Source organism: Alicyclobacillus fructus (assembly GCF_017329605.1).
GTDB lineage: Bacteria > Bacillota > Bacilli > Alicyclobacillales > Alicyclobacillaceae > Alicyclobacillus > Alicyclobacillus fructus.
Genome location: NZ_JAFMTY010000004.1, coordinates 122,855 through 148,694, shown reverse-complemented (window position 1 = coordinate 148,694; position 25,840 = coordinate 122,855). Strand labels below are relative to the sequence as shown.

Below are 25,840 nucleotides of genomic sequence, written 5' to 3'. Positions count from 1 at the left end.
ACGTTCGCAATGCACGTGCTCAAATCGTTACGTTGCGCAAAGGTCTTGGTAAAGAAGCACCTCGACCTCAAGCCGAGGGTGTTTTCGATCCACTTCAAAGTCCATCTCCTGCACCAGAACCCATCGGTCCTCGGGATAGAGCACGCCTTCCAGCGCGTCCAACAGCACTTTCTCTCGGTTATGCGTGTCCATGCGCCGGTTCGACGGCCAGAAGTACCAGAGCCTCAGCACCACCTTGACACCAGGCTGAGGCACCACCCAGCCCGTCTCCTGCCGCCACTGAAGTGCCAAGTACGCCGCGTCCCGCCGGAATCGTTGCGCTTGGGAGGTGAGAACCCGCATGCGCTGGCCCGTTTGCGGATGGACGTAGGTTCGATAGGCGTGGTTGACGGACGGCGGGAGCGGCAAAACCAATCGCATGGATTGCCCTCCAATCATTTCGCATGGTTTAGTCGCGAAACTTACGTTACGATCTCGTCAGTGGGTTTCCGGCCCCACTGCACTTTGGAGCGGCGGGTGCGTCGAGTCATCAGCGCGAATGGCTCGACGCAGTCCCGTTCGCATTCGTCGATCCTTCCGCATCTTGAACCTCCGATTTCCGATTACGAAGCTTGAGAGTCGAAAGACCCAGAGTCTTGAACATGGAACAAAGCATCCAGCAAAGTTCCCCGAAGGGCTTGTCCGGGCGGATCGCCAAGTATCGCGAGGATCCCGATCACCCCCCCGTTTGGAAGTTGATACCTGTGCCCGGGTGCACAAAGCACCACGCGATTTGGATCGGGAAAACCGACGCTTACGCGGGGAGAGCGAGATCGTAAGAAACAATGCCGACTGGAAGCAGCCCTCGCTTGGATCCATGCGCACCGCTCCGAGATTTCGGTGCGGAGTCCAAGCACTTCTCATGAAGTAAGAAGATTCAGTCCTTTATTCGCGGAGAAGCAGAAAACATTGCTCACCGTGGCGCATTCGGTGAAAGAGCACGGCCTCCGAATCCGACCGGTGCGCAAGTGCAAGGCCACCTCGGCGTCGCGACACACGTGTCCTGGCCACAAAAGCGTGCTCGACCAACGCTTTGTGACCGAGCTCCCGGTTCAGATGCACACGGCCGATATCACGTGCATTCCAACCGAGATGGAAGGATTGATCTGGAAAGTCTGGAGGACTAGTTGCTGGAAAGATGGTCGAGTGGGACGCGTTAGCCAATAGGCGTCGCGCGAGTATCAAAAGTACCGACAAGCATATGGCATGGTGGGAAGCAAGAGTTGAAGGGGAAACGGTTTCCACAATACCTGCATGGAATCCTTCACAGCGTCCTCAAGCGGGAACTCATCTATCTGGAGCGATTCAACACGCGCGCGGGGGCCATCAAGCGGATCTTCGAGTACATCGAAATCTGGTACAACCGAAAGCGAATCCGCACATCCATCGGATACCATACCCCGGACGAATTTTGCGAATGCAGGTTGTGGACGAGATCACCGCTCATACCGCAAGGCTTGAATGGAGATGCAAGCAAGATAGCAGATAGCCTTGCCGGCGCCAAGAGAGCGAGCGTCGCTCGGCTGCACAAAACGCGAAGTCATGTCCGGAGGGGCTCCATGTCAAGCCGTGACCGCCGAGATCGACGCCGCTAGGTGCACATAGAACAACGTTTTCGGTTCGCGGGTATCCTCAAACTTGACTCCACACCAGTCCTCGAATAGGTCCTTTCCACGTGAACAGACGAAAAGCGGCCTCATTTCGGACAGCCGCTGTCGTTGATGGAGCATCAACGGTTTTGCAGTACATCAAACGCGCTGGCAAGTGGGGAAGAAATCAACCCAACACCCAAAATGCCTGTGGCGCGAAAAATCCAATGGCGGAGAGGGTGGGATTCGAACCCACGGTGCCCTTGCGGACACGGCGGTTTTCAAGACCGCTGACTTCAACCACTCGCCCACCTCTCCACATGACAACGAAGGAGAGGTCGCCCTCCCCCTCAAAATGGAGCGGAAGACGGGATTCGAACCCGCGACCCTCGCCTTGGCAAGGCGATGCTCTACCCCTGAGCTACTTCCGCACGCCTATGAAGGAGTCCAAACGCAGATATAATTTACATCGGCAACTTCGTGGCTGTCAACTCTTCGCGATCCCTCAGCAGCCCCCACGCATCTTTTTTCCTGGTGGCGCTCCTTTGCGCTCCGCGTGATCAAACACCTCTCTCAAAAGTTGTGCGACTTCTTGGATTCGACATTTTTCGCGTTCCACGGGCATCATTCGTGTAACGCAATGGGTCGAATCCGGTTCAGTTTGGTTGTGGTGATCCTGTATTCCACAAAGCCTTGATTAGCCGTGTCCAGACGCGACCAGCGTATCTGTTCTCGAAGCTCCTAGACGACTTCGCTCAACGGGATTGCCCACCACCGAAAATGGCGGTAGAGGTCCGTACACAAATGTCTAGAGCAGGTTCACCGCCAGTACCAAGATCCCCATCCACGCCCCCTCGACCGTGGGATGGTGCACAAATGGGTGGTTGATGTACCAATACGCTTTCATGTCGTGGAACCCAACGTTTTCAATATTCCATCGTGCCGATGCCATTTTGGCAATCGTCTGCGTTGGAACGGCCGTCTTCTTGCATGGGGTCGCTATCCACCGCTCGATGATTTCCTCCTCAACCGGGTTTTCGCCGCCCTTCTGATACATGTCGCGTCGTGGTTTGGACGACCTTGACCATGCGCATCGGCACCGCGCACCTACGGTCCGCTTGTAAGTTCTCCCTCGTCCCAGGCCTCAACATGCACCTGATGGCCCTTGCTGTCCGTTTCATCCCGAGATGCGTCAGGCTGGCGGGCCTTGGACAGACCTTGGGAGTCCTTCATGATGGAACGGCGGGTTTCTTTCATCCGTACTTCCACATCTTGCTCAGCGTCCAACGCGGCGTGTATGAAGTTGGCTGACATACAGGGCCATCGATGGCCGCCACACGCCATCCATCGAAGGAGTCATCCTCTTGCCCACTGTCTGCCCACAGTGGCATCGCCTCCTTGGGTTGACCCCCTAGGAGGCTTTCTACATTTGTCAACCATCTCCTGTCGATTCCCAGCGAAACAAGTATTCTTGCGCCTCTTGTGCTTGCATCCCTCTTGCCACCCACGACCTGGCTTCCTCACTTGAGCCGCGGAAAAGATGCGTGAGGGCCTGCCTCACAACATCTCCATGAAACGTCACAAAGGCGATCTCACGACCGGCAAATTCGATACAAATGGCCGCGCCCTGAGCGCTATAATATCCTCAAGGCGAGTTCTCGAATGAGGGGAGATCCGGGTTGCCAGCTATTCCGCAGTGGGTTGTCTACGCTGCCGCCGTCGTGTTCCCCATGTTGGCGTTCGCACTGACACCGCCTAGCATATGGATCAATCGGCTCGTTTCGTCGCTTTCGATTCATCCGACCTTCGACGTCTCACGAGTGACTTCGGTGAACGTGTACGGAACTGAACTTCGAGGGCGCGATCGCGACCGATTTCTTCACGCGTTCAACCAAGCCGATTTCCTGTTTGAACGGGGTATGGTCCCTGAGCTCAACTATAACCCGATCTTTATTCGCGTCAAAGAAGGCAAGAAGATGTACGAATTCACTGCGTACCTGTACGGAGACGGCATGGTCCAGATGGTGCGTCACAAGCGAAAGAAGAATGTGCCGTACCGCGTGTCGTCGCAACAGTTGGAACTTGTTCTCCAGTCCTGCGTCCGAGATCCGTGGTGGGTGAGCTAAGCCACGCTCCCTTCGGCTTCAAGAGGATTTCAAGCATCCTGTGTTACGTTCAAGCCGTACCGTTCCTATTCCAGTTTCGGTACGGAGGTGGCGATGATGGCAATGTCCATTCAACGAAAGGCCCTTCTAGGCTCGGCCGCTCTGCTCTCCACGTTTGCGGTCGGCGGTGGCGCGATCTTGGCCGCCGTCCACTCTGGATCGTCCGCGGTTTTTGCCGATGAGAAGACCGGTTCAGCAGCGCGCCCGGATCGACAACTGATGCAATCGCTGAGAGAAGATTTGCTCACCGAAGCCGCGCAAGAGCTCAATCTGACAACGACTGCACTTCGACAGGATCTTCGAGACGGCAAGACGTTGTCTCAACTCGCGTCCTCAGCGGGCGTGTCGACTTCCGAGTTGGTTTCGGCTCTCGAAAACAAGGCTGCATCCGACCTTCAGGCCGACGTGCAGAGCGGCAAGCTCACGAGTGAGCAAGCTTCTGCCATCGAAACGCGGGTCGATCGCGTCATTCAGGCGTGGGTAAGCGGCACATGGCCTTCTGGATGGGACAAGGTACGTCCGCGAGGCGTGGGCGTCTGGCGCCGGGAGCTGATCGCGACTGCCGCAAAGGACCTGGGGGTGTCGCAGGAGACACTCGTGGCGGATTTGCACAAGGGTGAGACCTTGAGCGAAATCGCGACCGCCCAAGGCGTGTCCACTTCGACGCTCATCTCGGATCTCGAAAGTGCGGTTCAGGCCGACCTGCAGAAGGCGGAGTCAGCCGGCAAGATTACCTCGAGCCAGGCGCAGGCAATGGAATCGCGGATCGATCAGTGGATTTCGGATTGGGTCAACGGCACGCTGCCGCGTCCGTCTGGCGCTCATCTTCCAGGCGCACAGCCGACCTCGTCCTCCACGGCTTCGAATGCGACCACGAACGCCTGAAGCGCACGCACGCTCGAAGGCCTCGACCAAGGGTCGGGGCCTTTCTCGTGGGCGCGAACTCTGCGAACCGCGCCGTGCCCAGACCTTGCCATCCTCTGTCATGCCAAAACGCACCTTTGAGTTCCATCGTCACTCGATACCATTCACAAGACTTCAACCGGCGGATTTCCTCCCGATCCAGCCTTCCTCCGGCTGATCCATGATTCTCGTAATGAATGAGCTTGCGCTTCCTGTTACGCTTTCAGTGCACCAGCCACACCAAACATCACGCCGAATCCTGCGTCAAGCAGGTACGGGGGAATCCAGGGCTCATCGCCCAGGGGTGAATTGCGCCGACGGGCGCATAGGGGGACTCTTCCACCCGAACCCGTCAACTAACCTCGGAGGCTATAGGAGGAGAAGCATGCTGCTGAAACGAACCTCGATTCGTGCCATCACCGCATCTGCCGCTTGCGCCGCGGCGCTGACGTTTGGCGGGTGCACCGCCTTTGCGCAGACCGCGCTTCCTCCAGGCGTTCATCTCGATCCGTCCATTCACCCTCTCGCTTCGGAGAGTGCGTCGTATCAGGCGAAGACGCAGGCCGTCTTGGAAGTCGCTGAAAGCAAAATTGGGACGCCGTACATCTGGGGTCACAACGAAGATCGAGGACAGTATGGGTTTGACTGTTCCAACTTTGTGGAATACGTGTACCACCATGCGCTCGGCTACGTGTTCACGACCTCGTCCCGCCTTCAGTATGCAGAAGTCGGTTGGCGAGTCCCATACAGTGACTTGAAGCCTGGAGACCTCCTGATTTTCGACAACGGCGGTCACGTGGGCATCTACGCTGGCAACGGCGAGATGATCCAGTGCGGCGGCGGATTGGGCCGCGTGGGGTTCCTCAGCGTTCGGCCGGGATCGTACTGGTATCGACATCTGTCCGCGGTTCGACAAATGTACACCTGAAAACAGACCTATCGCCCGGCCGGGATGCGCGATGCGCTCGGCCGGGCGAAGCCATTCCATAGACCCCCTCGCCTGTTGCATAAATGGGCCTTCCATGCACATCTTACAACCATGAACAGTTCCCGATGCATAGGTATGTGCCTCACACTCATCTGTGCAGCCGCCTGTTGGTGCTCGACCGCCACGCCAGCGCGCGGAACATCGGTGGCGAAATCCACGCACGCGCCGGCCCACGCGGCGCCTGCTTCGTGGCGATCCGAGCCGGAGGCCATCACGGTCTTTGGCCGCAGCTACGACATTCGCCGTTGTCGCAAGCTGACCGACACGTTCGTCGTCACGGCCTACAACCTGGACCGTTTCTCCACCGGAAAAGATCCGGGCGATCCCGGCTTCGGCGTGACGAGCACCGGGCGGCCAGCCGTGATCGGGCGCACCGTCGCCGTCGATCCGGCGGTCATCCCCTACGGCAGCCTGCTCTACATCGAGGGCGTGGGCTGGCGAATCGCGGAAGACACGGGAGGTGCCATTCGAGGCCATCACATCGACGTGCTGATGCCGTCGCGAAAACATGCCTTGCAGTTTGGGGTGAAGCGCAACTGCCGGGTCACCGTGTACATCCCGGACGATCTCGACGACGTCTAGTTCGCGCGGAGAAACTCGCGAATCTGGTCCATGAAAGGAGAGAACAGGTCCGCGTAACGGGAGACGGCCTCCCGCACGTCGGCCGGCGTGATGCGGGCGTGATCGCGCAAAAGGCGCGAGCGGAAGTCGATCACGCCGGTGAACGCGTCGAACCAACGCGCGTCGAGGACCTCTTCCTCGACAAGGACTTTGACGATATCGGCGTAGCCGCCGGGATCGCGCATCACGAGGGCATCGATGATGAGCGAAGCGATGTCCGTCACGTACTCGACGCTCGTCCAGATGCCGCGCTCGGCGGCGAGCCGCCACGTGAGATCCTCTTCCCAGGCGTCCTCTCGCTCCGCCAAAGCCTGCAGCCATGCGGTTCTTGCGCCGAGCGCCTCAAGCCATGCCTCGATTTGGCGCTTATGATCCTTGGTCAGAAACACCCTATCACCTCACTTGCGCGCGCAATGCCACTTCGCGAAACAGCCTCGTAAAAACCGCATCTCGCACGATGGGGCTTCGTTCGTCTTCTGGAAAGGCTCCCGCACCTTGCGTCCATGACACCAGCCGCACCGCCGTCGTCTCGGATGCCGCCGGCCGGGCCTTCACGTCCTGGACATCGGCCACATACACCCATTTGCTCGCTTCGCGGCCGTCGCGGAGGAGAATGGTATACTGCGCCACCCAGGTGACATTCTCCAGCAACGCGCCTGCTTCCTCCAGGGCCTCCCGCCTCGCCGCGTCCTCGGGTGTCTCCCCCGGTTCCACTTTGCCGCCGGGAAGTTCCCAGCCTCGCGCGTGGTGGCGCACCCATACGCAGCCGTCAAACAGCCGCGCGAAGACGAGCACGGAATGTGGGGCGGGATCGCGCAGGGCGAGATCGAAGATCAAGTTTTTGGCCGGCAAAAACCGCTCGCCCCCCACGTTACCACCACCTGCCAAACGTGATGCCGATGACAAGCCCGATGAGGCCGCCCACGACGATCTCGGCCGGCTCGTGCCCTAGAATTTCCTTCAAGCGTTCTCCCTCGGGCGGTCCGGCGACGGCCGACTCCGAACGCTGGGAGAACTCCATGGCAATGCGATTCAGCAGGACGGCGTGCTCACCCGCGTGGCGGCGGATGCCTCCCGCGTCGTACATCACGATGGCGGCAAACACGACAGCCACGGCGAAAATGGGGGACGTCGGCCCGACGACAAACCAGAGCGCGCTGGCGAGGGCCACGACGCCCGCGGAATGCGAGCTCGGCATGCCGCCCGCCCCAAACACACGGCTCCAGTCCCAGGCGCGCGTCGTCACGAAATGAATGGGAACCTTCAGGATCTGGGTCACCACGATGGCGCAGAGAGCGGCCATCAGCGCGGTATTTCCCCACAAGCCCTGCAAAAAATGCAGAAGATCGGGCATTCAGGGGCCTCCTCGAGAAGCGCGGCGCCGGTGGTCGGCGCCTCGCGGACTGTCCATTCTTCACTTTACCACGCCTGAATTTCGGTGACCATAGCCTTGTCCAACGCCTTGACCATGGCGGTGATGAGCTGAATCGCCTGGAGGTAGTCATCTTCGTGCACGACACCGTTGTGGCTGTGGATGTAGCGCGTGGCGAAACCGATGTTGACACTCGGCACGCCGATGCCGTGCAGGTGAAACGACCCGGCATCCGTACCGCCGCCGGCAAGGCTGCTCAACTGAACGGGGATGTTTTCGGCAGCGGCGATATCCAGCACGAAATCGCGGAATCGGTTGTTTGGAATCATGGAGTGATCGTAAATCATCAGAAGCGGCCCCTTGCCCGCGTCGCCGAGATGCTGGCGCTCCCCGCTGTCAATGCCGGGCGTGTCCCCGGCGATGCCGACGTCGACGGAGATCGCAATATCCGGATCGACCAGATGGACGAGTGTCTTCGCGCCGCGCAGACCCACTTCCTCCTGAGCGGTGGCGCCAGCAAACACGATGTTCGGATGCGCCTGCCCCTGCAACTCCTTCAACACACAAAGGGCCGTGGCGCAACCGAGCCGGTTGTCGAGCGCCTTGGAGACGTACATCTTCGGGTTGCCGAGCTGGGTAAACGGCGAGTACGGAACAATCGCATCCCCGGGGCGCACGCCCATTTCCTCGGCGTGCTCCTTGCTCGTGGCCCCGATGTCGACGAAGACGTCCTTCAGCTCCACCACCTTCTTGCGCTCGTCCGCAGACAGAATGTGCGGAGGCTTGGAGCCCGTGACGCCGAGCAGCGGCCCCTTGCGCGTTTGGACCACGACGCGCTGCGCCAAAACGACCTGCGACCACCAGCCGCCGATGGGCTGAAACTTCAGGAATCCTTCCGAGGTGATGTGCGTCACCATGAAGCCGATTTCATCGAGGTGACCGGCGATCAGCACCTTGGGCCCGTTCGGGTCTCCGGTTTTGCGGCCCACCACACCCCCGGTGCGATCGCGCAGCAGTTCCTCAGACAGCGGCTTGAGGCGCTCTTCGAACAGCTTGCGGACACCGGATTCGTAACCCGAGATGCCGTGTGCGTCGCAGAGATCGCGCAGGACTTCGACATGTGGATGCATGGACGTTTCTCCCTTCTGCGCCGAGTTTCACACCGTCACCCATGATAGCACAACCGCGAGGGGACAAGGGACGCGCACCATTGGCTTTTCTGGCTCATACGATGCACAGACACGAGAGGGGAGAGATGCGGATGGTGCGCGTGGAGCCCGTGTGGATTGAAGGTTACCCCTTTACGGCGGTGCAGGTCGAACTGCCGAAAACGACGCTTCTCGCCATTACAAATTCCATCGGTTACGCGATGTGCGGTGCACTGGACGTCGAACTGTTGCGGACGAAGCTCCGACACCGCAACATCGTCGCGATGCGCGCGACGGGGGTTCGCACGCTCGACGACTTGCTTGCGGCACCCGTGGAGAGCCAGACGCAAGCCGCCGAAGAACTCGGCATCTATCCCGGCATGCCGATGCGCGAAGCGCTCGCAAAGCTCGGAGCCGCGGCGCAGAACGGATAATCCGTTCTGCGCCTGGACAAGCCCGCGTGAACTCGACATGCCCGCGCTTCGTCCTTGAGTTGTGGCGCAAACCAGGTACCATGGGAGAGGGACCTATCCCTGGACCGCTCGAGGAACGGAGGATGAACGTGTCACATCTCAACACGCTTGTCATTCAGCACGGCCTCCTGGCCATCTTCTTGCTCATGGCCCTGGAAAGCTGTTGTATCCCCATCGCGTCCGAGGTCGTGATGCCACTCGCCGGATTCCTGGCCTTTCGCCACCTGCTGGGCTTCTGGCCCGCGGTCGCAGTGGCCACGCTGGCCAACGTCGCAGGAAGCCTCATCGCCTACGCCATCGGCAATTACGCAGGGCGCGCGTTCGTGCTTCGCTACGGACGATACGTAGGTCTGACGCCCCGCCACCTGGACCGCGCGGAGCGCTGGTTCGACCGATTCGGCGAAGCGACGGTCTTCTTTGGGCGCATGGTGCCGGCTGTCCGCACCTTCGTCTCCCTGCCCGCGGGCTTCGCGCGCATGCCTCTCGCGCGGTTTGTCCTCTTCAGCCTGTTCGGCTCGTTTGTCTGGAACCTCGCGCTCGTCTACGGGGGCTACCAATTGAACAAACACTGGCAGGTCCTGGCCGATCACGTCAAGCCATTCACCTACGTCGGCGCCGCCATTCTCGTCGCCGCCCTGCTGTGGTTCTGGCTTCGCCGGCGCTCAGATCAGCGCGCGGAGTAGACGATGGAGCGGACGCGCGCGGACAGCGGGTGCGCAGGATCCAACATCTCCTTGGGCAAAAACAGGCGCTCCTCCTGGCTCGGCACCAGCGTCCGAATGAGCTTGGACGCCTGGCTCACATCCTCGACGCGCCCGCTCTCATCGCGCATCAGCAGCCCTTGGCCGATCACGTCGTATCCAGGGATCTTGCACGCGCGAAGCGAGACATAGTAGTCCGGATGAAAGCCCATCGCCTTGGCCGTGGTGCGCAGCAGGGCCAGATCGTCGACCGGCGTGAAGCCCTGGCGCACCACGGGCGCAAACAGGCGGCGGTGCAGAAATCGCGCGGCGAGATCGCGCAGAATAGGATCCGAGTTGTCTGCAAACGTGTGAAACGCGTACAGCAACACCGACTCATCGAGCCGTATGTACCAAGACACGTCCTCCATGTCGCCCTGGAGCACCCGCAACAGAGGCTCCGGCATGCTCAACCGCTCTCCGTCGGCGACGAGATCCCTGGCGCGCACCAGGATATTCTCCACAAGGACGTCGCTGCCCACCGTCACGGGATGCAGGTACACCTGCACATACATGAAGTAGCGCGCCAACAGATATTGCTCCACGGTGTGCAAATTTTGCCGCTTCACGTAGATGCGTCCGTCCCAATAGGTGAGCGAACGGATGAGCCTCGCGAGCTCAAACAGGCCGTAGGAAACGCCTGTCGCCTGCGCGTCGCGCAGCATGTAATCCATCCGATCCACATCGAGCTGGCTCGAGATGAGCGACTCGAGCGCCGGAAAGCGGCCCTCGCGGCGGAGGACAGCGACGAGATCGACTGCGAACGCGTCGTCGACGTCGTCGAGAACGGAACGAAGCGCGCTGTCCTCCAGAATGATTCGGTAGGTCCACTCCTCGTGCTGCACGCCGAGCACCGATTCGAACGTATGGGAGAAAGGGCCATGTCCAATGTCGTGCAGGAGGGCCGCCGCGAGCGCCAGTCGGATCTCGCGCGGATCCGTCGGCCACCCGCATTCGCGCTGGAGATGGTAAAGCACGCGCCGCATGGTTTCATAAGCCCCGAGCGAATGGGCAAAGCGCGAATGCTCGGCGCCGTGGAACGTCAGGAACGACGTGCCGAGCTGGCGAATGCGCCGCAGCCGCTGAAACGCGGGTACGTTGACGAGCGACCACAGGATGGGATCGTCAAACAGGATCTCGTCGTGAACCGGATCTTTCAGGACCTTTTCGAACACCTGGCGCCCCCCAAACCTCGACCTACGCGGAAACGGGCCGACCGGATCTCCATTCCGGCCAGCCCGTCCCGGCTCAGTTGCACGATCCCGGCTGCCCCGCGCGCGTCGCGGTCCGGAAGCTCGAACCGCAGCCGCACATCTGCGTGGCATTCGGATTGTTGATTTTAAATCCCTGTCCCGTGAGGTCATCGACATAGTCGATCTCGGAGCCGTCGACGAGCTCCAAGCTCTCGGGATCCACCACGAGCTTCACCCCGTGTTGCACGGTCACGACGTCGCCCGGCTTCTCGTTGTCCAGCGCCAGGCCGTACGTGAACCCTGTGCAACCGCCGGGCTTCGTATAGATGCGAAGCGCATCCTCCCCTGACGCCTGTGATGCGAGCAGGGTGCGAACGCGCTCTGCGGCTTGTTCGGTCAGCGTGATCACCGTCATCGCCTCCCTTTCCAGCTTCTATTATACGCCATGCGCCCTCCGGTTTCAGCCTGCGATTTCCCGGACCTTCGCGAGCACCTCCTCAGCATGGCCGTCGACTTTCACCTTCGGAAACACGGCCGCGATGACGCCGTCGCGATCGATCACGTACGTCGTTCGCTCGATGCCGATGGTCTTGCGGCCATACATGTTTTTCTCCTTCAACACGTCATACGCCTGGCAAATCTGACCATCCGCATCGGCGAGGAGCGGAAAGTTCAACCCGTGCTTGTCCCGGAACTTCGCGTGCGAACGGACGTCGTCCCGGGAAACCCCGTAGATGAGGGCCCCCACCTCGTCGAACCGGGACTTGAGGTCGCGGAACGCACAGGCCTCCTGCGTGCAGCCGGGCGTTTCGTCCTTCGGGTAGAAATACAGCACCACGACTTGGCCGCGCAGGTCCGAGAGCTTGACGACCTCGCCCGAGTCGGATTCCGCCGCAAACTCGGGCGCCTTCACGCCGACTTCCAGAGCCATACGAACTCCTCCCGCGCGCAGCCGGACGCCTCATTCGCGGACGACCTTGATCATGCGGATTTCCGGATCGTCAGGGCCCTGGACGGGCAGTCCGGCGCGCAAGTTGGCTTCGATATAGTCGATATTATCCTGCGTGATCACTTCGCCAGGCAAGAGGATGGGAATGCCCGGCGGATACACCATCACCATCTCGGCCATCGTCCGCCCCACCGCCTCCTGCAGCGGCACAACCTCCGTGGGCGCGTAGAACGCGGATCGCGGCGTCATTCGCAGTTCGGGCATGGAGGGCAGCGTGACAGGCTGGTGCTCGCGCACGGCGCCCTGGCCGTAGCGATCCGCGATGGCCTCGAGTGCCTGGATCAGCGCTTCAATGTCCTCCTCCGTGTCGCCCCAAGAGATGATGCAGAGGATGTTGTACAGATCGCTCAGCTCGACCTCGATGTTGTATTCCTCTCGCAGGATCCGCTCGACGTCATACCCGGTGAGGCCGAGATCGCGCACGGAGATGGTCAGCTTGGTCGGGTCGAGCGCGTACGTGGCGCTTGACACGAGTTGCCGCTCGTCGAGACAGCGCAGGCCCGGAATCGCCTGAATGGCGCGGCGCGCCTTGTTGGCCAGGGAAATCGCGTAGTCCAGGCGTTCTCTGCCGTGAATCGCCAACTCCTTGCGCGCCACGTCCAGCGAAGCGAGCAACAGATAGGAAGTCGACGTGGTGGTCAGCATGCTCAGCACGACCTGCACGTGCCGAGGATCGATCATCCCTTCGCGCACGTTGAGCACGCTCGATCCCGTCATCGATCCGCCGAGCTTGTGCACGCTGGTCGCGGCCATGTCCGCTCCCGCCTGCATGGCGGACAGGGGCAGATCTGGGTGAAAGCCGATGTGCACGCCGTGCGCCTCATCCACGAGCACCGGAACGCCGACGCTGTGCGCCACTTCGACGATTCGCTCGAGATCGGCCGCAATGCCAAAGTAGGTCGGGTTGATGACGACGAGCGCGCGGGCGTCGGGATGCTCCTCCAGCGCGCGCGAGACGGTCTCGACGGAGAGTCCGTGGGAGATGCCAAACTCGCGATCGACCTCGGGATGAAGAAAGACCGGCTTGGCATCCGCCAGAATGATGGCCGTGAGCACGGACTTGTGCACGTTGCGCGGCACAAGAATTTTGTCCCCGGGGCCGACCGTGGCCATGACCATGGTCATGATGGCCGTTGATGTCCCTTGAACCGAAAAAAACGTGTAATCCGCTCCAAACGCCTCGGCGGCAAGCTCCTGCGCGTGTTTAATGGCGCCCGTCGGATGATGAAGATCATCCAGGGGCGCGATGTTGATCAGATCGAGCGCAAGGGCGTTGTCCCCGACGAACGCGCGGAAGCGGCTGTCCATGCCGCGGCCCTTTTTGTGGCCAGGAATGTGAAACTGGCGCGGATTGCGCGCCACGTGCCGCAGAAGTGCGTCAAACAACGGGGTCTCATTCTGGTTCAACGGAGACATCCCTCCTTGCCGTAGATGGGACCGCGGCCAAGCCGCTTCACGCGGCGGAGAAGGCTTCCCGGAAAGCTTGAGACGCGTTTTCCCACAGATCTGGGCGAAGTCCGCGCAAGAACGCCGCGAATTTCTGCACCTGTTCCGAACTCAGCAGGCTGAGGTCCGCCTTGCCCTTCACGGCCTTGTCCATGGCGTTCACATGGTCCGCGAGTTTCTTGTACCCAAGCTTCGCCTCGCTGTCAATCCACATCTCAAACGCCTGCACGCCGTGAAAGCCCATGCCGTTCTCGAACCGCTTCAGGCTGATCCACAGCCCGACAATCCGCCTCGGATTCGGCACCTGTTCGAGCGAATGGACGAACTGCACCCCCAGTTCTACGCGGCTCTTGGCGTGGATGGCGTTGTTGTCGATAAAAATCTCATCGCCGTCCATCAAGACAGCCGAAATGCCCTTCAATTGATCGTTCGACGCATGCGGTTGCTTCGACTGGCCGGTGAGACCCAGTTTCTGCATCCGACACCCTCCTCATCTTCCCATCCTAGAGCCTCATTGTACCCCCTCCACCTGTCCGTGTCACACCTTCCATACGTGCATGTTCGGCGCAGGGCGGGGCAAAGTAAGACAAACGACCACATCTCGCGAGGGGACAGGTCATGACGAGACTACAACGGACTGTCAGCATCGTATGCGCGAGCAGCGCCTTGGCAGCGCTTGCGCCCCTCATTCCGGCGCCCCAAGTGAAGGCTGCCCAGACCATCTACAACACCAGCATGCCGGCCGTCATCCGCGTCGCCATTCGAGAGAACAACCCGAGCGGCGAGCCGGATCCCCGCGGGCGAATCATGTACGTCGAGGCGGTGCCATTCACGACGTACTGCGAAGACGTGTTGCCGAACGAATGGTTTCCAAGCTGGCACCCGGAGGCGCTCAAGGCCGGCGCCATGGCGGTCAAGATGTTCGCCTGGTACCACCATCTTCACCCGGTCACCATCGATGGGTTCACCTTCGACGTCGACAACACGACGAACTTCCAACATTTTCAGGAGATGTCGAGTCAACCGACCACAAACGCTGCGTTTCAGGCCATTCAGAAACTCGCGTACACAAAGCCCAACGGCGAAATCGTGGAACTGAATTATTCGGCCGGCTATGAAAACGATCCGAACTGGCAGTATCGCAACGCACAGAAGATGGCCCAATGGGGTTCCGAGTACTGGGCGAGGCGCGGGCAGACTTACCTGCAGATCCTGCAATTTTACTACCAGAACAGGGCCCTCATGCGTTTGCCGTGATCGCAGGCGGACGCCCACCACCATCGTTTGAGAAACGAGGGATACGTCATGAAACGATATCCGTCGAAGCGAAGCGTGATTGTCGCATCGCTCGTTGCCAGCGCTGTCGCAATGGCCATACCGACCCAGCCGCAGATGGGCGCCTTTCACCATGTGCACGTGCACGCCTTGCACGGCGCCGTCGCGGCGATGGCACCGGCGGCAATCGAGCCCGTGGAACAGCGCGCCGACACCCGTCCCGATGCCGCGCAGCAACCCAATCCGGCGTCCAAGCCAACCCCGCGCGCTCGCGATGCTGGGCGTCAGAAGCTCGCGCCTGCCAAGCCTCCTGCGCGGCCGAACAAGGACGCGGGCAAGCCCAAGGCGAAGGACGCGGGCAAGCCCAAGGCGTCCTCGGGCAGCGCGAACGCCGGTCAGACGAAACCGAACGCTGCGAGCGGCACGGCGCCGACGACGCCAAAGCCATCTCCCCCAACCGTCCCTGGGGAGCAGTCCAACGACCAGCCCGCAGGACCGGAATCTTGGGGTTACACCCGCAAGACGGCCAAGCTCAGGATTCGGGTGATCGACGGCCGAACGAAGGAGCCCATCCAGGGGGCCGAGGTGGTCCTGATTGAGACCGAACAGCGGTTCAAGACCGACGCGCAGGGCTACACACCCTGGTTCGACGCCCCAGTCATCCGGAATCCCAAGTATCGCCCGATGGTGGCGGAACTCCACGGGCAGTTGGGGGCCATCGCATATAAGGACGGGTACCGCGACTCCATCCACCTCGGCATTCGCGTGCACGAAGGGATTCGGCAGCAGACCACCATCTGGATGTACAAGCTTGGGCCGGCCGATCGCCGAATTGAGCCCGTCCTGTACCAGGAGCCGTACCACCACCTGTGGCTCATCCAGCTCGCGGACAAGTTCCGCAGCCACTCCCAACCCGGCGAAGGCCCCGAACGGCCCTAGAACCGAGTTGCCCAAAACCGCGCCATCCGCTCGGCCGCCTCGATGAGGCGGTCTTCTGGCGCAAGCAGTCCGACGCGCACGTGGCCTTCCCCATGCTCGCCGAACCCTCTTCCTGGCGCGACGGCCACATGCGCCTCCTCCAAGAGCGCCTCTGCGAAGGCCACGGAGGAGGCGCCGGAGGGAAGCGGAATCCAGCAGAAGAACGATCCCAGGGGCGCTGGGACATCCATCCCGGCGGATCGCAGCGCCCCGAGAAACGCATCGCGGCGGCGCTGATACGTTTGACGCAGCGACTCGATCCCGTCATCCGGCCCGCGAAGCGCCGCGACCGAGGCCCGCTGCACGGCGGAAAAGATGGATACGTAGTAGTGATCCTGGATCAGGTTGATATGCTCGATGACCTGCGGATTCCCCACGGCGAACGCCACGCGCCACCCCGCCATGTTGAAGGTTTTGCTGAGCGTGTAAATCTCGATGCCGGTTTCCCTCGCCCCCTCGACCTGCATAAAGGATGGCGGGCGGTGATCGTCGTAGCCAATGGCGCCATAGGCAAAATCGTGCACAATGAGCACCCCGTGACGGTGCGCCTTGGCGATGGCCTGTTCAAAAAACGACGTCGTCACGCCAGCGCCGGTGGGGTTGTTCGGATAGTTGATGTACCAGACCTTCGCCCGCTCCCACACGGACTCGGGCACCGATTCCAAGTCAGGTACATAACCGTTGCTCGCCGTGATGGGCAACGGGTAAGGCTTCGCGCCCGCGAGCGCGATGCCGCTCAAATAGTCCGGATAGCCCGGGTCTGGAACCAGCGCCACATCGCCCGGTTCGAGGTACAGTTCCGCGACCTCGACAAGCCCTGTCTTGCCGCCGACGAGGATGGCCACCTCCCGCTCCGGATCCAGCTTGACGCCGTAGGTGCGTCGATAGAAATCGGCGGCCGCCTCCTTCAATTCCGGCAGGCCGCGAAACGGTGGATACCGGTGCGTGGCCGGATCCAACACCGCCTCCCGCAGCGCTTCCACGATGTGTGGAGGCGTGGGAAGATCGGGGTTTCCCTGTCCCAGGTTGATGACGTCGTATCCTTGGCTCTGAAACGCCGCCACCCGCCTCGTCAGGCCCGAGAAAAACTGCTCTGGCAAGCGCACGATACGATCCGCCAGACGAAATGTCACGCCAATCGCCCCTTGCTCGCTTCAAATTGTGCCTGCAGGCGCGCACGTCTGCGCCTCAGCCCGACGCTCAAGACGATGCCCACGGCGAAGTAGTTGACCAACAAGGACGTTCCTCCGTAGCTGATGAAGGGCAACGTGATACCCGTGGACGGACTCATGTACATGTCTGCACCGATGTTTTCGAATACCTGAAACGCGAACATCCCGACGATCCCGACCGCAATGTACATCCCGAACGGGTCGGTCGTCGTCTGCGCGATGCGGATCAGCCGATGGCACAGGATGAGAAACAGCAGCACCAGGATGGCGGATCCGACGAAACCGAACTCCTCCCCAATCGCGGAGAAGATGTAGTCCGTCCACTGATTGGGCACCCAGCCGCCCGACGTGAGCACGCCCTTCCCGTATCCCTCGCCGAACAGTTCACCGCTGCCGATGGCCGTTTGCGCCATGTGAATATTGTAGCCGTATTTGTCCTGACTGAAGTTCGGATCGACCCAAGTCAAAATGCGGTATGCCTGATATCCCTTCAAAATGTGATGTTTCATCAGCACGTCCACAAACGCGAGGGTCTGCTTCGTGAACACGGTCGTGGCGAGGATGCCGAGCGCGATCACGCCGAGGACAAAGAACATGAGCACCGCATACGGTCCGCGGCGAGCAAACACGCTGTACATCGTCAGGAAAATGGCGATCATCACAAGGGCCTGTCCCAGGGCTGGCTCTTTGAACGTAAGGGCGAACGGCACCAACACGATGGGGAGAAAGATCCACTGCTTGCGCAGGCGGTAATCAGGCACCTCTGCCTCTTCCACATCGGCCATGTACTTCGCCAACCAGACCATGATGGCGACTTTCGCCAGCTCGGAGGGCTGAAAGGAAAACGAGTGGAACGAGATCCACGAATGCGCGCCCATGGTCGCCGGAAAGCCGAATACGGCCACGAGCAGCACACAGGAGATTCCCCAAAGCCACCAGTGCGCCTTCCGAAGCCAGCGGTAATCCATGAACGCGCCGGCAAACAGCGCGACAAATCCGAGCACCTCGTACGCAATCTGTTTGCTCATGACGTGGGACGGGATGTTGGCGCTGTGGTTGCCCGCAGTCGCCGCGTGAATGGCGAGACACGCGTATACGGCGAGCAGAGCCAGCACCACGACCACGGTGATGTCGAAGTACTTCCATTCGCGTCGGACCGACTCCACGCGCCACCCTCCTCCCGGTGCAAACAACCCCATGATGTCACGATTATTGTTCCAGTTCCAGCAGGAGCTGTTGCAAGATCTGCGGCGAATTTGTGACAATGCCGTCCACGCCTTGCCGAATCAGTTCGCGCATCAACTCGGGTTCGTCGACGGTCCATACGTCAACCTCCAGTCCGAGCCGGTGCGCGAACGCGACGAAATGCGGCGTGACCACCCGAATCCCATATTGTCGAACCGGGACCTGAACCGCCTGAAACGGCAGCCTCGCGCGCCCGCGGGGCTTCCAACCGGTGCGCGACAGCGCCAAGAGGCGGGCCACCTCAAGCGGCGATGCGCTCGTTCGCAGGCGCGGGCAACGCGCTCTGGCTTCCGAAAGCGTTCCATGGTGAAAGGAGGCGAGCGTCACGCGCTCCAGCGCGCCTTCTTCCTCGAGCGTCCGAAGAAATAGACCGACGCGAGCGCGCTTTGGTTTCAGATCGACGTTGAATTGCGCCGCCGGAAACGCCCGCAGGACCTCGCGCAAAGCCGCGATGCGAACGCCACGTCCCCTGTACGGATACGTTCGCCCTCCGTCCCTCGTGAACCAGTACCCAAAATCGTAGGTCAGCAATTGCTGGTAGGTCATCTCCGCAATCTCGCCGCGTCCGTTTGAAACCGCGTCGATGCGCGGATCGTGACAGATGACGAGCTCTTCGTCCTTGGTCCAGTGAACATCGGTCTCGATCACGTCCGCCCCTTGCCGCCAGGCGATTTCGAACGCCGGCAAGGTGTTCTGAGGCGCCTCAGAGCTCGCCCCCCTGTGCGCAAAAATCCTGACTCGCCGTCGCGCTCCGTGCATGCGCATCCGCCCTCCCCCCATGTTCCTCCCTTCCGCCATGGGTGCAACCGCCCAGCCAAAGCGGACGAATGCCCCGTAACGTAAAGGGAAAAGGAGGCGTTCATCTATGCTTACGCTTCGCGACATCCGAGGATACTTGGGCCGCCACGTTCACTGTCACACGCGTTTCGGCAGGTTTCAAGGCGTGGTCGTCCACGTGACCCGGCATCACCTCATTCTTCAACATGCGGTGCGCCTGGACGCTGACACGCCTTTAGGGCATGCGCGCGGCATCTTTGGACCTGGACCCAGCGGAATGCCGCCCGGCCCTCCGCAGAATCCGTATGGGCCGCCGGGAGGTCCTCCGAATCCCTGGCACCTCGCCATTCCGCTTGCCGCTATCCTCGGCATCACCGCCATCGGGATTCACTGGTGGTAACGGGAGCTTGCCTTCGAGGAGGGAATGGCCGTAAGCTGTCGAATGAGGACTTAGCCTAGACAGCGCAAAGCGGGGTGTGGACGTGCGGACCGAGCGGCATCAACCGGATTACGTGCTCTTTATCGCGGTCCTCATGTTGACGGGCATTGGCGTGGTCACGGTCTACTCCGCGAGCATGGTGTACGACATTCACCAAGGCCTGGCCCCGGATCACTTCGCCATTCGGCAGCTCGCGGCGGCCATTCTGGGTCTTGCCGCCATGGGCGGTTGCACGTTCATTCCCTATCACTTCTGGTACAAACACGCTGCGAAAATCATGCTCGCGGCGCTCCTCCTCCTTGTCGCCGTGATGGTGCCGGGCATCGGCCACAAGAGCCTGGGCGCCACGCGATGGATTGGCACCGCAAGCGTACACGTCCAACCGTCCGAGATCGCGCTCATGGCCCTCGTCATCTACCTGGCGTATTTATTGACGAGAAAGTTGCCCATCTTGCGCGATCTTCGGCGGACGTTCCGGCCCGCCATGATCATGGTGGCTGTGACCATCCTGCTCGTATTTGCCGAGCCGGACATGGGCACCGCACTCTGCATCTTTCTCACAGCCATGATCCTGATGTTCGCGGCAGGCGTTCCGGGCAAGCCACTCGGGTTCACCATGGGTGCGGCCGTGGCCGTCGGCTTCCTCGGCGCGCGCATGGCGGAGTACCGCTCCAGCCGCCTGGTGGCGTTTTTCCACCCGTTTCAACATCCCAAGTCTTCCGGTTATCAACTGATCCAGGGTCTCACGGCTATCGCCAACGGAGGTCTCACCGGGCGCGGATTTGCCTCGAGCATCTCCGCCACCGGCTACCTTCCGGAGTCCTACACGGACTTTATCTTCGCGGTGTTCACCGAAGAGTGGGGATGGCTCGGCGACCTTGGGTTGTTGGCGATCTTCGCCGTCGTCATTTGGCGCGGTTTCCACATCGCCCGGTACGCGCGCGATCGGTTTGGGTCACTCCTCGCGATAGGGCTCACATCGTCCATCATCGTGCAGACGCTGATCAACCTCGGCGCCGTGACCTGGCTCCTGCCGGTCACCGGGATCCCGCTGCCGTTCATCAGCTATGGCGGCACGGATCTCGTCATGAATCTGGCCGCCATGGGCATTTTGATGAGCGTCTCGCGCGAGACGGAGTTGGAGCTTCCTGAGGAGGACACCCTCGCGGACATCATCTCGGTCGAAGACATCCGCGCGACCCGCCAGGATGCCGCGGGGACGTCCAGGCGTTCCTCGGGACGCGCGCCCGTCGCGCGACTGCCTCGCGCGCGGACAAGCCCTTTCCGCAAGCGGGAGGAGGTTGGCCGAGATCGAGGGACGCCCTTGAAGCACGCGGATCGGCCCATCTCGCTGTCCTGGCGGGCAAGCCGTGAAGCGGCGGCCACCAAACGACGCGACGAACGATCGCGAAAACCCGGCGGACCCTTTCGCCGCGACAAACGCTAGGGGGGAAAGCTCATGGAAGGACGTCACCCGACGTACCCACAACCGGTGGAAATCGCGCCGGGCGTGTGGATGATCGACCTGATGGAACTCGGCATGCGGTACCGCACATGCGCTTATCTCGTGCGAGACCGCGAGCCCATGCTCGTTGAAACCGGTTCCGCGCGATCGCACCAAGCCCTGCTGGCGGGGCTCAGCGCCTTGGGCCTCAAACCGACGGACATCGCCTACGTCGCCGTCACGCACATTCATCTCGATCACGCCGGCGGCGCAGGCCAGTTCATGAAACTGGCCCCGCAGGCGAAGTTGCTCGTTCACCCGCGCGGCGCGCGGCACATGATCGATCCGTCGCGACTCTACCAGGGCGCGCGCGAAGTGTATGGCGACCAACTCGATCAGCTGTTCGGACCGCTTGAACCCGTCCCAGCCGAGCAGGTGCAGGCCATGCCTCACGAGAGTGAACTGGTCATCGGCGAGCGGCGCCTCGTGTTCCTGGATGCCCCTGGGCATGCAAGCCACCATTTCGCCATTGCGGATCCTGTCTCCAACGGCATTTTCACGGGAGATAGCGCGGGATTGCGCTTCGTCAAGGGCTTCACGGGGTTCCCCTACGAGTTTGTGATGCCCTCGACCTCGCCTGTCGATTTCGATCCCGATGCCGTCCACCGGACTTGCGAAATGTTCGCGAGGCTGCCGATGGAGACAGTGTACCAGGCGCACTTTGGCCCTTCGCCCAAAGAGGAAGCCCTGCGAGAGACGGTGTACTACGCGGACAGGTTCCGAGAGCTCATTGAGCGAACCTTCGACGATCATCCGTCTCCCGAGGCGCTGGAAGCGGCGCAGGCCGAGATCGTCCGGGAACGCCTGCGCGAACTGGGGCTCGATCCGGCCGCATTCCGGCCGCAGGCCATTCACCTTGACCTGATGCTCAACGCGCTGGGCCTTCTGGCATACGAATCGCGGCGGCGCCGCAAAATGGGAAGCGCCGGATGACGGGATAGACCAGTTGGCCGTTTGCGCGGGTGGACTCGAACAAGCACAGCTCCGTGAACTCGTGGCTCAGAGCCTGTGGCGGAGCAGGGGCGTGTTCCGGGAATTGGCGAAGTTCCCGGGCGAGCGTGATGTGCGGCCGGTACGGCCGATCCTCCGTGTTCACGCCCGGCAGACAGATGCTCACGTCTGTTCTCACGCGGCGGTGAAGCGCCGTGAGCGCGTCGAGATCGGAGTGACGCGCGTCCAGTCCGAGCCAGAACACGCGGCTCGTCTCGAACCGGCCGAAGGATCCCGTCGTCAGGCGGAACGGCGCCTGCTCGGCAGCGGCCCGTTGCCCGGCCTCCGCGGCGCGCGGGACGTCGGCCGGATCGACCATGCCGAGAAACAGCACGGTCAGGTGGTACAGATCCCTGCGCGACCAGTTGCGCGCCACCACCTGGCCTTCCTGCCGAATCGACTCGACCCAATTGGCGATGGCGTCCTTCCATGCGACAGGAAGTTCGAGCCCGAAGAACAGGCGCCTCATGGGGTCTTCTCCTCGCTCACGGCGGCGCGATACACGGATTCGTCGAATCCGACGATCACGCGTCCAGACGGCGTCACGAGCACCGGCCGGCGGATGAGTTTTCCATCCCGGTGCATCTCCTCGAGCCACGTGTCCACGGGCCACGACACCTCTTTCAATCCCCGCCGTCGATACACCTCTCCGCGCGTGTTGACGAGCGAACGGATGTCGCCGTTCACGGCTTCGAACCATGCGCGAAGCGTGGGCAGCTCAGGCGGCTGTTCGACGATGTCGTGGAACGACACGTCGACGCCCAAACGCTCCAGAAACGCCAGCGCGTTGCGGCATGTCGAGCAACGCCGATAACCGTACAGATGGTACAAGCCGGCATCCTCCTTCTTCGGGCCGAGGCCCGGGCGATCGAAATATAGTATAATCCACGGAAGAAAACCATTGGGCGCTCAAATCCCCGGATCGGCGCCCATCTCGCGAAAGGATGCATGCCCTCATGCTCGGCATCTGGATCGGCAAACTCATCCTGTGGATACTCATGCTGCGCGGCCGAGACGCCACCAGTTTGCCGGGTAAAGTGGCGCTCCGCATCGCGCCCGGCCTGCTTCGGCGCTTCGGAGGTCGGGTGAAGCGCGTCATTGCGGTGACCGGGACCAACGGCAAGACGACGACCACCTCGCTCTTGGCGAGCATGGTCGCCGAAACGGAACCGGTCGTCACGAATCACAAGGGCGCAAACCTGGCCCAGGGCATCGCCACGGCCTTTTTGCGGGCCTGTTCGTGGACAGGGAGGCTTCGCGCGAACACTGCGGTCCTGGAGATCGACGAGGCGACGCTGCCCGTTGTCGCGCGCGACCTGCCCATCGGCGTGATCGTCGTGACAAACGTCTTCCGGGATCAGCTGGATCGCTACGGGGAGTTGGACGGCACCCTGGCGAAGCTGTTGGACGGCATTCGACAGACGCAGGCGACGCTTGTGTTGAACGGAGACGACCCGCTGTGCCGATACCTCGGCCTCCGCTCCTCGCGCAAAGTCCTGTATTACGGCATGCGGCGGGAAACGGCGAGATCGCCCCGGCGGGAACAGATGCGCGACGGCCAATTCTGCCTCATGTGCGGGCAGCCGCTTCGTTACGACGGTTTCTGGTACGGGCAGCTCGGCCTGTATCGATGCGAAGGCTGCGACTTTGTGCGGCCCCATCCTCTATATCAGGGCGAGCTCCAGGGCGGATTTCTGCGCTTCTCCGAAGAGGGGCTGCCCGCGTTGATGCTCGATCTCCCCGCGGCAGGTCTGTACAACGCGTACAACGTTCTCGCGGCGGTATCGGCGGCTCGCGCGTTGGGACTTCCGAGCGCCGCCATCCACGGCGGACTGCGCGCCTATCGACCGCCCGAAGGGCGCATGCAGCGGTTTGACCTTGAGGCGCCTGTGACCCTCCATCTCATCAAGAACCCCACCGGCTGCGACAGCGTCCTGGACGCCGTGGTGTCGGACGCCAGGGCCAAGTTGCTGGTCATCGGCGTTAACGATCTCGCAGCCGATGGGCGCGACGTATCCTGGCTTTGGGATGCGGACTTCGAGTTGCTGGTGGAGGACGCCCGCTTGACTTGCGTGATCGCGACGGGGCTTCGCGCGTACGACATGGCCCTCCGCCTGAAGTACGCGGGGTTTCCCGAATCGAGGATCCGCCTGGAGCCCGATCTTATTGCCGCGCTCAAAGAAGGCATTTCGTCGAGCGCCGCCGCGGGCGCGGCCATGCACGCGCTCGTGACGTACACGCTTTTGCACCCGGCGGCGCGCTGGCTTTCGGAAAGAAGGGACCAACTTGAGCCGCAAGGCGCTTTGTATCGCACATCTGTATCCTGATTTGCTGAATCTCTACGCCGATCGCGGCAATATCACGGTGCTCAGGCGCCGCCTGGAATGGCGCGGTTACGACGTGGACGTGGTCCGCGTGACGCACGGCGAAGTCCCGGATTTCTCCCGCTATCACCTCGTGCTCTTGGGCGGCGGATCGGACCGGGAGCAAGCCATCGTGGCGGACAAGCTTCGAGGTTGTAAGGCCGAGTTTCAGAGCGCGGTGCAGGACGGCCTTCCGGTACTCGCCATCTGCGGCGGTTACCAACTGCTCGGCGAATTTTACCAACTCCCGAGCGGCGAGAAGGTGCCCGGGCTCGCGCTCGTCGACATGGTGACCGAAGCGATGCCGGACGCGCCGCGGCTCATTGGCAACATCGCGGTCTGGAGCGAAGAGGTCGGCGTGATCGTCGGATTCGAAAACCACGGCGGACGCACCCGCCACGGCCATCGCCCGTTGGGGCGCGTGCTTCACGGACACGGCAACGATGGGGTGAGCGGCGAGGAAGGCCTGCGGCATCTGCGCATCTGGGGCACGTACGTGCACGGCCCGCTCCTGCCGAAGAATCCGGCCCTGGCGGACGCGGTGCTAAGGGATGCGCTGGCGTACGCCCATCTGCCGGATGAACTTGAGCCACTCGACGACCGGCTTGAACGTGAGGCCAGGGCCGCGTTTGCCGCGCTCCGCATGGCGGACGTGGCACCCATGCTGAGATCGGAGGCGGGATCGCCATGACGGAGATACGAAAGGCCGCCACCTTGGTCGTGATTCGCGACGGCGCGGAGGCGGACATCGAGGTGCTGGTGGTGCGGCGCGCGAAGACGATGCGATTCCTCCCGGGATTCGTGGCGTTCCCGGGCGGGGCTCAGGATCCGTCGGACGCCGAAACGGCCGCTAAGGCGCTGGCGCGGCCCGCGTGCGCGGAAGATGAGGACGATCCGGCCTTTGCCGTGACGGCGCTCCGCGAGACGGCGGAGGAGATCGGCTGGTTGCTGGCCGTCCGCGACGGCGCGGGCACGGTGATCGACGCGCAACTCACCCCGGACGAGCAGGCGGAACTGTGCAGAGGAGGCGATGCGCTCTCCCAGTGGCTTGCCGCGCGCGGTCTCGCCTTCGATCTCGGCCGCCTGCGGCGCATCGGCCGCTTCGTCACGCCGCCCACCCAGCCCGTGCGATTCGACACTCGATTTTACCTGTGCGCCAGCCGGCAGCTTAGCGAACCCCGCATCCACGGCGCCGAGCTCGAGTGGGCGGGTTGGACACGGGCGCGCGATGCGCTCTCCAAGATCGAGTCAGGCGAACTGCCCGCCGTCCGCCCAACCATTGCCGTACTCAGGGCGCTTGCGGCGTGTCCCAGCGTCGAAGAGGCCATGGAGGCGCTTCGCATCGGCCCGCTCGCCCCGCCCTCCGGCGGAGAACACGGCAAAGGCGGCGCATAGCCCGAGGGCCAGGCGC

At 61.9% G+C, this 25,840-nt stretch carries 30 protein-coding genes, 2 tRNA genes and 1 riboswitch; of the genes, 15 read left to right on the top strand and 17 right to left on the bottom strand.

Translation table 11 applies throughout. From position 1 onward, the window contains the following. Positions 1-27: 27 nt before the first annotated feature. A complete protein-coding gene (locus J3481_RS03380) occupies positions 28-420 on the bottom strand; it encodes a RusA family crossover junction endodeoxyribonuclease (RefSeq protein WP_236011059.1) in 393 nt (130 codons plus the stop codon). Between the two features lie 842 nt (positions 421-1,262). Here J3481_RS03380 and J3481_RS15040 point away from each other — a divergent pair. Beyond that, positions 1,263-1,634 (top strand): IS3 family transposase, encoded by a 372-nt coding sequence (locus J3481_RS15040; RefSeq protein WP_206832000.1) that lies wholly within the window; start codon positions 1,263-1,265, stop codon positions 1,632-1,634. A gap of 222 nt (positions 1,635-1,856) precedes the next feature. Here the strand turns inward: J3481_RS15040 and J3481_RS03370 are convergent. Then, positions 1,857-1,946 (bottom strand) — tRNA-Ser (locus J3481_RS03370). 38 nt (positions 1,947-1,984) lie between these two features. Beyond that, positions 1,985-2,059, bottom strand: a tRNA-Gly gene (locus tag J3481_RS03365). Positions 2,060-3,307: 1,248 nt separating this feature from the next. Between J3481_RS03365 and J3481_RS03360 the strand changes: the two genes are divergently transcribed. The 4 genes from J3481_RS03360 to J3481_RS03345 all read left to right on the top strand — a co-directional run bounded on the left by J3481_RS03360 (position 3,308) and on the right by J3481_RS03345 (position 6,266). After that, complete coding sequence (locus tag J3481_RS03360) at positions 3,308-3,754, top strand: YfmQ family protein (protein WP_206831999.1); 447 nt, start codon at positions 3,308-3,310, stop codon at positions 3,752-3,754. 96 nt (positions 3,755-3,850) lie between these two features. Beyond that, positions 3,851-4,678, top strand: a complete 828-nt coding sequence (locus J3481_RS03355) for a LysM peptidoglycan-binding domain-containing protein (RefSeq protein WP_206831998.1) — start codon at positions 3,851-3,853, stop codon at positions 4,676-4,678. A 258-nt stretch (positions 4,679-4,936) separates the two neighbouring features. Next, positions 4,937-5,082: riboswitch (cyclic di-AMP (ydaO/yuaA leader) on the top strand. Further along, the gene (locus tag J3481_RS03350) at positions 5,082-5,624 is read left to right on the top strand and encodes a C40 family peptidase (RefSeq protein WP_206831997.1); all 543 of its coding nucleotides are present in this window, start codon (positions 5,082-5,084) and stop codon (positions 5,622-5,624) included. (Overlaps the previous riboswitch by 1 nt.) Positions 5,625-5,828: 204 nt before the next feature. After that, positions 5,829-6,266, top strand: coding sequence for a 3D domain-containing protein (locus J3481_RS03345; protein ID WP_206831996.1), 438 nt, complete (start codon positions 5,829-5,831; stop codon positions 6,264-6,266). Here the strand turns inward: J3481_RS03345 and J3481_RS03340 are convergent. From J3481_RS03340 to J3481_RS03325, 4 genes are all read right to left on the bottom strand, one after another. Next, on the bottom strand, positions 6,263-6,694 hold the full coding sequence (locus tag J3481_RS03340) for a DUF86 domain-containing protein (protein ID WP_206831995.1): 432 nt from the start codon (positions 6,692-6,694) through the stop codon (positions 6,263-6,265). The genes J3481_RS03345 and J3481_RS03340 overlap by 4 nt on opposite strands. 4 nt (positions 6,695-6,698) lie before the next feature. Then, positions 6,699-7,175 (bottom strand): NUDIX domain-containing protein, encoded by a 477-nt coding sequence (locus tag J3481_RS03335; protein WP_206831994.1) that lies wholly within the window; start codon positions 7,173-7,175, stop codon positions 6,699-6,701. Position 7,176: 1 nt separating this feature from the next. Further along, positions 7,177-7,659, bottom strand: a complete 483-nt coding sequence (locus J3481_RS03330; protein WP_206831993.1) for a divergent PAP2 family protein — start codon at positions 7,657-7,659, stop codon at positions 7,177-7,179. Positions 7,660-7,724: 65 nt separating this feature from the next. Next, on the bottom strand, positions 7,725-8,807 hold the full coding sequence (locus tag J3481_RS03325; RefSeq protein ID WP_206831992.1) for a M42 family metallopeptidase: 1,083 nt from the start codon (positions 8,805-8,807) through the stop codon (positions 7,725-7,727). Positions 8,808-8,938: 131 nt separating this feature from the next. Between J3481_RS03325 and J3481_RS03320 the strand changes: the two genes are divergently transcribed. Together J3481_RS03320 and J3481_RS03315 are read left to right on the top strand one after the other, a co-directional pair. Next, the gene (locus J3481_RS03320; RefSeq protein ID WP_206831991.1) at positions 8,939-9,259 is read left to right on the top strand and encodes a YunC family protein; all 321 of its coding nucleotides are present in this window, start codon (positions 8,939-8,941) and stop codon (positions 9,257-9,259) included. A 122-nt stretch (positions 9,260-9,381) separates the two neighbouring features. After that, a complete protein-coding gene (locus tag J3481_RS03315; protein ID WP_236011057.1) occupies positions 9,382-9,981 on the top strand; it encodes a DedA family protein in 600 nt (199 codons plus the stop codon). Here the strand turns inward: J3481_RS03315 and J3481_RS03310 are convergent. The 5 genes from J3481_RS03310 to J3481_RS03290 form a co-directional block, all read right to left on the bottom strand. Then, positions 9,966-11,213: an HD domain-containing protein gene (locus tag J3481_RS03310; RefSeq protein ID WP_206831990.1), complete on the bottom strand. Its 1,248-nt coding sequence runs from the start codon at positions 11,211-11,213 to the stop codon at positions 9,966-9,968. The two genes, J3481_RS03315 and J3481_RS03310, sit on opposite strands and share 16 nt — an antisense overlap. A gap of 73 nt (positions 11,214-11,286) precedes the next feature. Then, the gene (locus J3481_RS03305; protein WP_206831989.1) at positions 11,287-11,640 is read right to left on the bottom strand and encodes a HesB/IscA family protein; all 354 of its coding nucleotides are present in this window, start codon (positions 11,638-11,640) and stop codon (positions 11,287-11,289) included. Positions 11,641-11,691: 51 nt separating this feature from the next. Continuing rightward, positions 11,692-12,162: a thioredoxin-dependent thiol peroxidase gene (gene bcp, locus J3481_RS03300; RefSeq protein ID WP_206831988.1), complete on the bottom strand. Its 471-nt coding sequence runs from the start codon at positions 12,160-12,162 to the stop codon at positions 11,692-11,694. 30 nt (positions 12,163-12,192) lie between these two features. Then, a complete protein-coding gene (locus tag J3481_RS03295) occupies positions 12,193-13,647 on the bottom strand; it encodes an aminotransferase class I/II-fold pyridoxal phosphate-dependent enzyme (protein ID WP_328702103.1) in 1,455 nt (484 codons plus the stop codon). Positions 13,648-13,693: 46 nt separating this feature from the next. Continuing rightward, positions 13,694-14,164, bottom strand: a complete 471-nt coding sequence (locus J3481_RS03290) for a YwhD family protein (protein ID WP_206831986.1) — start codon at positions 14,162-14,164, stop codon at positions 13,694-13,696. A gap of 140 nt (positions 14,165-14,304) precedes the next feature. On the opposite strand from J3481_RS03290, the gene J3481_RS03285 reads away from it, so the two are divergent. Both J3481_RS03285 and J3481_RS03280 read left to right on the top strand, forming a co-directional pair. Then, positions 14,305-14,943 carry a SpoIID/LytB domain-containing protein gene (locus tag J3481_RS03285; protein ID WP_206831985.1) on the top strand — a complete coding sequence of 213 codons (639 nt, stop codon included), beginning with the start codon at positions 14,305-14,307 and terminating at the stop codon, positions 14,941-14,943. A 48-nt stretch (positions 14,944-14,991) separates the two neighbouring features. Then, positions 14,992-15,900: a peptidase associated/transthyretin-like domain-containing protein gene (locus tag J3481_RS03280; RefSeq protein WP_206831984.1), complete on the top strand. Its 909-nt coding sequence runs from the start codon at positions 14,992-14,994 to the stop codon at positions 15,898-15,900. Here the strand turns inward: J3481_RS03280 and J3481_RS03275 are convergent. Genes J3481_RS03275 through J3481_RS03265 form a run of 3 tightly spaced genes read right to left on the bottom strand, consistent with a single transcriptional unit; the run spans position 15,897 to position 19,115 of the window. Further along, entirely contained in the window at positions 15,897-17,072 is a 1,176-nt protein-coding gene (locus J3481_RS03275) for a pyridoxal phosphate-dependent aminotransferase (RefSeq protein ID WP_206831983.1), read from the bottom strand. The genes J3481_RS03280 and J3481_RS03275 overlap by 4 nt on opposite strands. Next, positions 17,069-18,277, bottom strand: a complete 1,209-nt coding sequence (locus J3481_RS03270) for an FtsW/RodA/SpoVE family cell cycle protein (RefSeq protein ID WP_206831982.1) — start codon at positions 18,275-18,277, stop codon at positions 17,069-17,071. Before J3481_RS03270 ends, J3481_RS03275 begins: the two co-directional genes overlap by 4 nt. Positions 18,278-18,320: 43 nt before the next feature. Continuing rightward, the gene (locus J3481_RS03265) at positions 18,321-19,115 is read right to left on the bottom strand and encodes a glycerophosphodiester phosphodiesterase (RefSeq protein ID WP_236011054.1); all 795 of its coding nucleotides are present in this window, start codon (positions 19,113-19,115) and stop codon (positions 18,321-18,323) included. A 106-nt stretch (positions 19,116-19,221) separates the two neighbouring features. Between J3481_RS03265 and J3481_RS03260 the strand changes: the two genes are divergently transcribed. The 3 genes from J3481_RS03260 to J3481_RS03250 all read left to right on the top strand — a co-directional run bounded on the left by J3481_RS03260 (position 19,222) and on the right by J3481_RS03250 (position 22,009). Next, entirely contained in the window at positions 19,222-19,533 is a 312-nt protein-coding gene (locus J3481_RS03260; protein ID WP_206831980.1) for a hypothetical protein, read from the top strand. 82 nt (positions 19,534-19,615) lie between these two features. Next, entirely contained in the window at positions 19,616-21,019 is a 1,404-nt protein-coding gene (gene ftsW / locus J3481_RS03255) for a putative lipid II flippase FtsW (protein ID WP_328702102.1), read from the top strand. A 12-nt stretch (positions 21,020-21,031) separates the two neighbouring features. Beyond that, the gene (locus J3481_RS03250; RefSeq protein WP_206831978.1) at positions 21,032-22,009 is read left to right on the top strand and encodes an MBL fold metallo-hydrolase; all 978 of its coding nucleotides are present in this window, start codon (positions 21,032-21,034) and stop codon (positions 22,007-22,009) included. Here the strand turns inward: J3481_RS03250 and thpR are convergent. After that, entirely contained in the window at positions 21,945-22,535 is a 591-nt protein-coding gene (gene thpR, locus J3481_RS03245; protein WP_206831977.1) for an RNA 2',3'-cyclic phosphodiesterase, read from the bottom strand. The two genes, J3481_RS03250 and thpR, sit on opposite strands and share 65 nt — an antisense overlap. Beyond that, complete coding sequence (locus J3481_RS03240; RefSeq protein WP_206831976.1) at positions 22,532-22,897, bottom strand: arsenate reductase family protein; 366 nt, start codon at positions 22,895-22,897, stop codon at positions 22,532-22,534. The genes thpR and J3481_RS03240 overlap by 4 nt, the downstream gene beginning before the upstream one ends. A gap of 125 nt (positions 22,898-23,022) precedes the next feature. On the opposite strand from J3481_RS03240, the gene J3481_RS03235 reads away from it, so the two are divergent. The 3 genes from J3481_RS03235 to J3481_RS03225 are packed head-to-tail and all read left to right on the top strand — an operon-like array spanning position 23,023 to position 25,824. Next, entirely contained in the window at positions 23,023-24,393 is a 1,371-nt protein-coding gene (locus J3481_RS03235; RefSeq protein WP_206831975.1) for a Mur ligase family protein, read from the top strand. Next, positions 24,353-25,120, top strand: a complete 768-nt coding sequence (locus J3481_RS03230; protein ID WP_206831974.1) for a type 1 glutamine amidotransferase — start codon at positions 24,353-24,355, stop codon at positions 25,118-25,120. The genes J3481_RS03235 and J3481_RS03230 overlap by 41 nt, the downstream gene beginning before the upstream one ends. Then, positions 25,117-25,824 (top strand): NUDIX hydrolase, encoded by a 708-nt coding sequence (locus tag J3481_RS03225; RefSeq protein WP_206831973.1) that lies wholly within the window; start codon positions 25,117-25,119, stop codon positions 25,822-25,824. Before J3481_RS03230 ends, J3481_RS03225 begins: the two co-directional genes overlap by 4 nt. Positions 25,825-25,840 lie beyond the last annotated feature (16 nt).

Excerpts from the sequence above, each read along its gene's own strand:
- J3481_RS03380 (WP_236011059.1), bottom strand. The coding sequence starts at position 420 with ATGCGATTGGTTTTGCCGCTCCCGCCGTCCGTCAACCACGCCTATCGA.
- J3481_RS03355 (WP_206831998.1), top strand. The coding sequence starts at position 3,851 with ATGGCAATGTCCATTCAACGAAAGGCCCTTCTAGGCTCGGCCGCTCTG.
- J3481_RS03350 (WP_206831997.1), top strand. The coding sequence starts at position 5,082 with ATGCTGCTGAAACGAACCTCGATTCGTGCCATCACCGCATCTGCCGCT.
- J3481_RS03330 (WP_206831993.1), bottom strand. The coding sequence starts at position 7,659 with ATGCCCGATCTTCTGCATTTTTTGCAGGGCTTGTGGGGAAATACCGCG.
- J3481_RS03325 (WP_206831992.1), bottom strand. The coding sequence starts at position 8,807 with ATGCATCCACATGTCGAAGTCCTGCGCGATCTCTGCGACGCACACGGC.
- J3481_RS03320 (WP_206831991.1), top strand. The coding sequence starts at position 8,939 with ATGGTGCGCGTGGAGCCCGTGTGGATTGAAGGTTACCCCTTTACGGCG.
- J3481_RS03315 (WP_236011057.1), top strand. The coding sequence starts at position 9,382 with ATGAACGTGTCACATCTCAACACGCTTGTCATTCAGCACGGCCTCCTG.
- bcp (WP_206831988.1), bottom strand. The coding sequence starts at position 12,162 with ATGGCTCTGGAAGTCGGCGTGAAGGCGCCCGAGTTTGCGGCGGAATCC.
- J3481_RS03290 (WP_206831986.1), bottom strand. The coding sequence starts at position 14,164 with ATGCAGAAACTGGGTCTCACCGGCCAGTCGAAGCAACCGCATGCGTCG.
- J3481_RS03285 (WP_206831985.1), top strand. The coding sequence starts at position 14,305 with ATGACGAGACTACAACGGACTGTCAGCATCGTATGCGCGAGCAGCGCC.
- J3481_RS03280 (WP_206831984.1), top strand. The coding sequence starts at position 14,992 with ATGAAACGATATCCGTCGAAGCGAAGCGTGATTGTCGCATCGCTCGTT.
- J3481_RS03265 (WP_236011054.1), bottom strand. The coding sequence starts at position 19,115 with ATGCACGGAGCGCGACGGCGAGTCAGGATTTTTGCGCACAGGGGGGCG.
- J3481_RS03260 (WP_206831980.1), top strand. The coding sequence starts at position 19,222 with ATGCTTACGCTTCGCGACATCCGAGGATACTTGGGCCGCCACGTTCAC.
- J3481_RS03250 (WP_206831978.1), top strand. The coding sequence starts at position 21,032 with ATGGAAGGACGTCACCCGACGTACCCACAACCGGTGGAAATCGCGCCG.
- thpR (WP_206831977.1), bottom strand. The coding sequence starts at position 22,535 with ATGAGGCGCCTGTTCTTCGGGCTCGAACTTCCTGTCGCATGGAAGGAC.
- J3481_RS03235 (WP_206831975.1), top strand. The coding sequence starts at position 23,023 with ATGCTCGGCATCTGGATCGGCAAACTCATCCTGTGGATACTCATGCTG.
- J3481_RS03225 (WP_206831973.1), top strand. The coding sequence starts at position 25,117 with ATGACGGAGATACGAAAGGCCGCCACCTTGGTCGTGATTCGCGACGGC.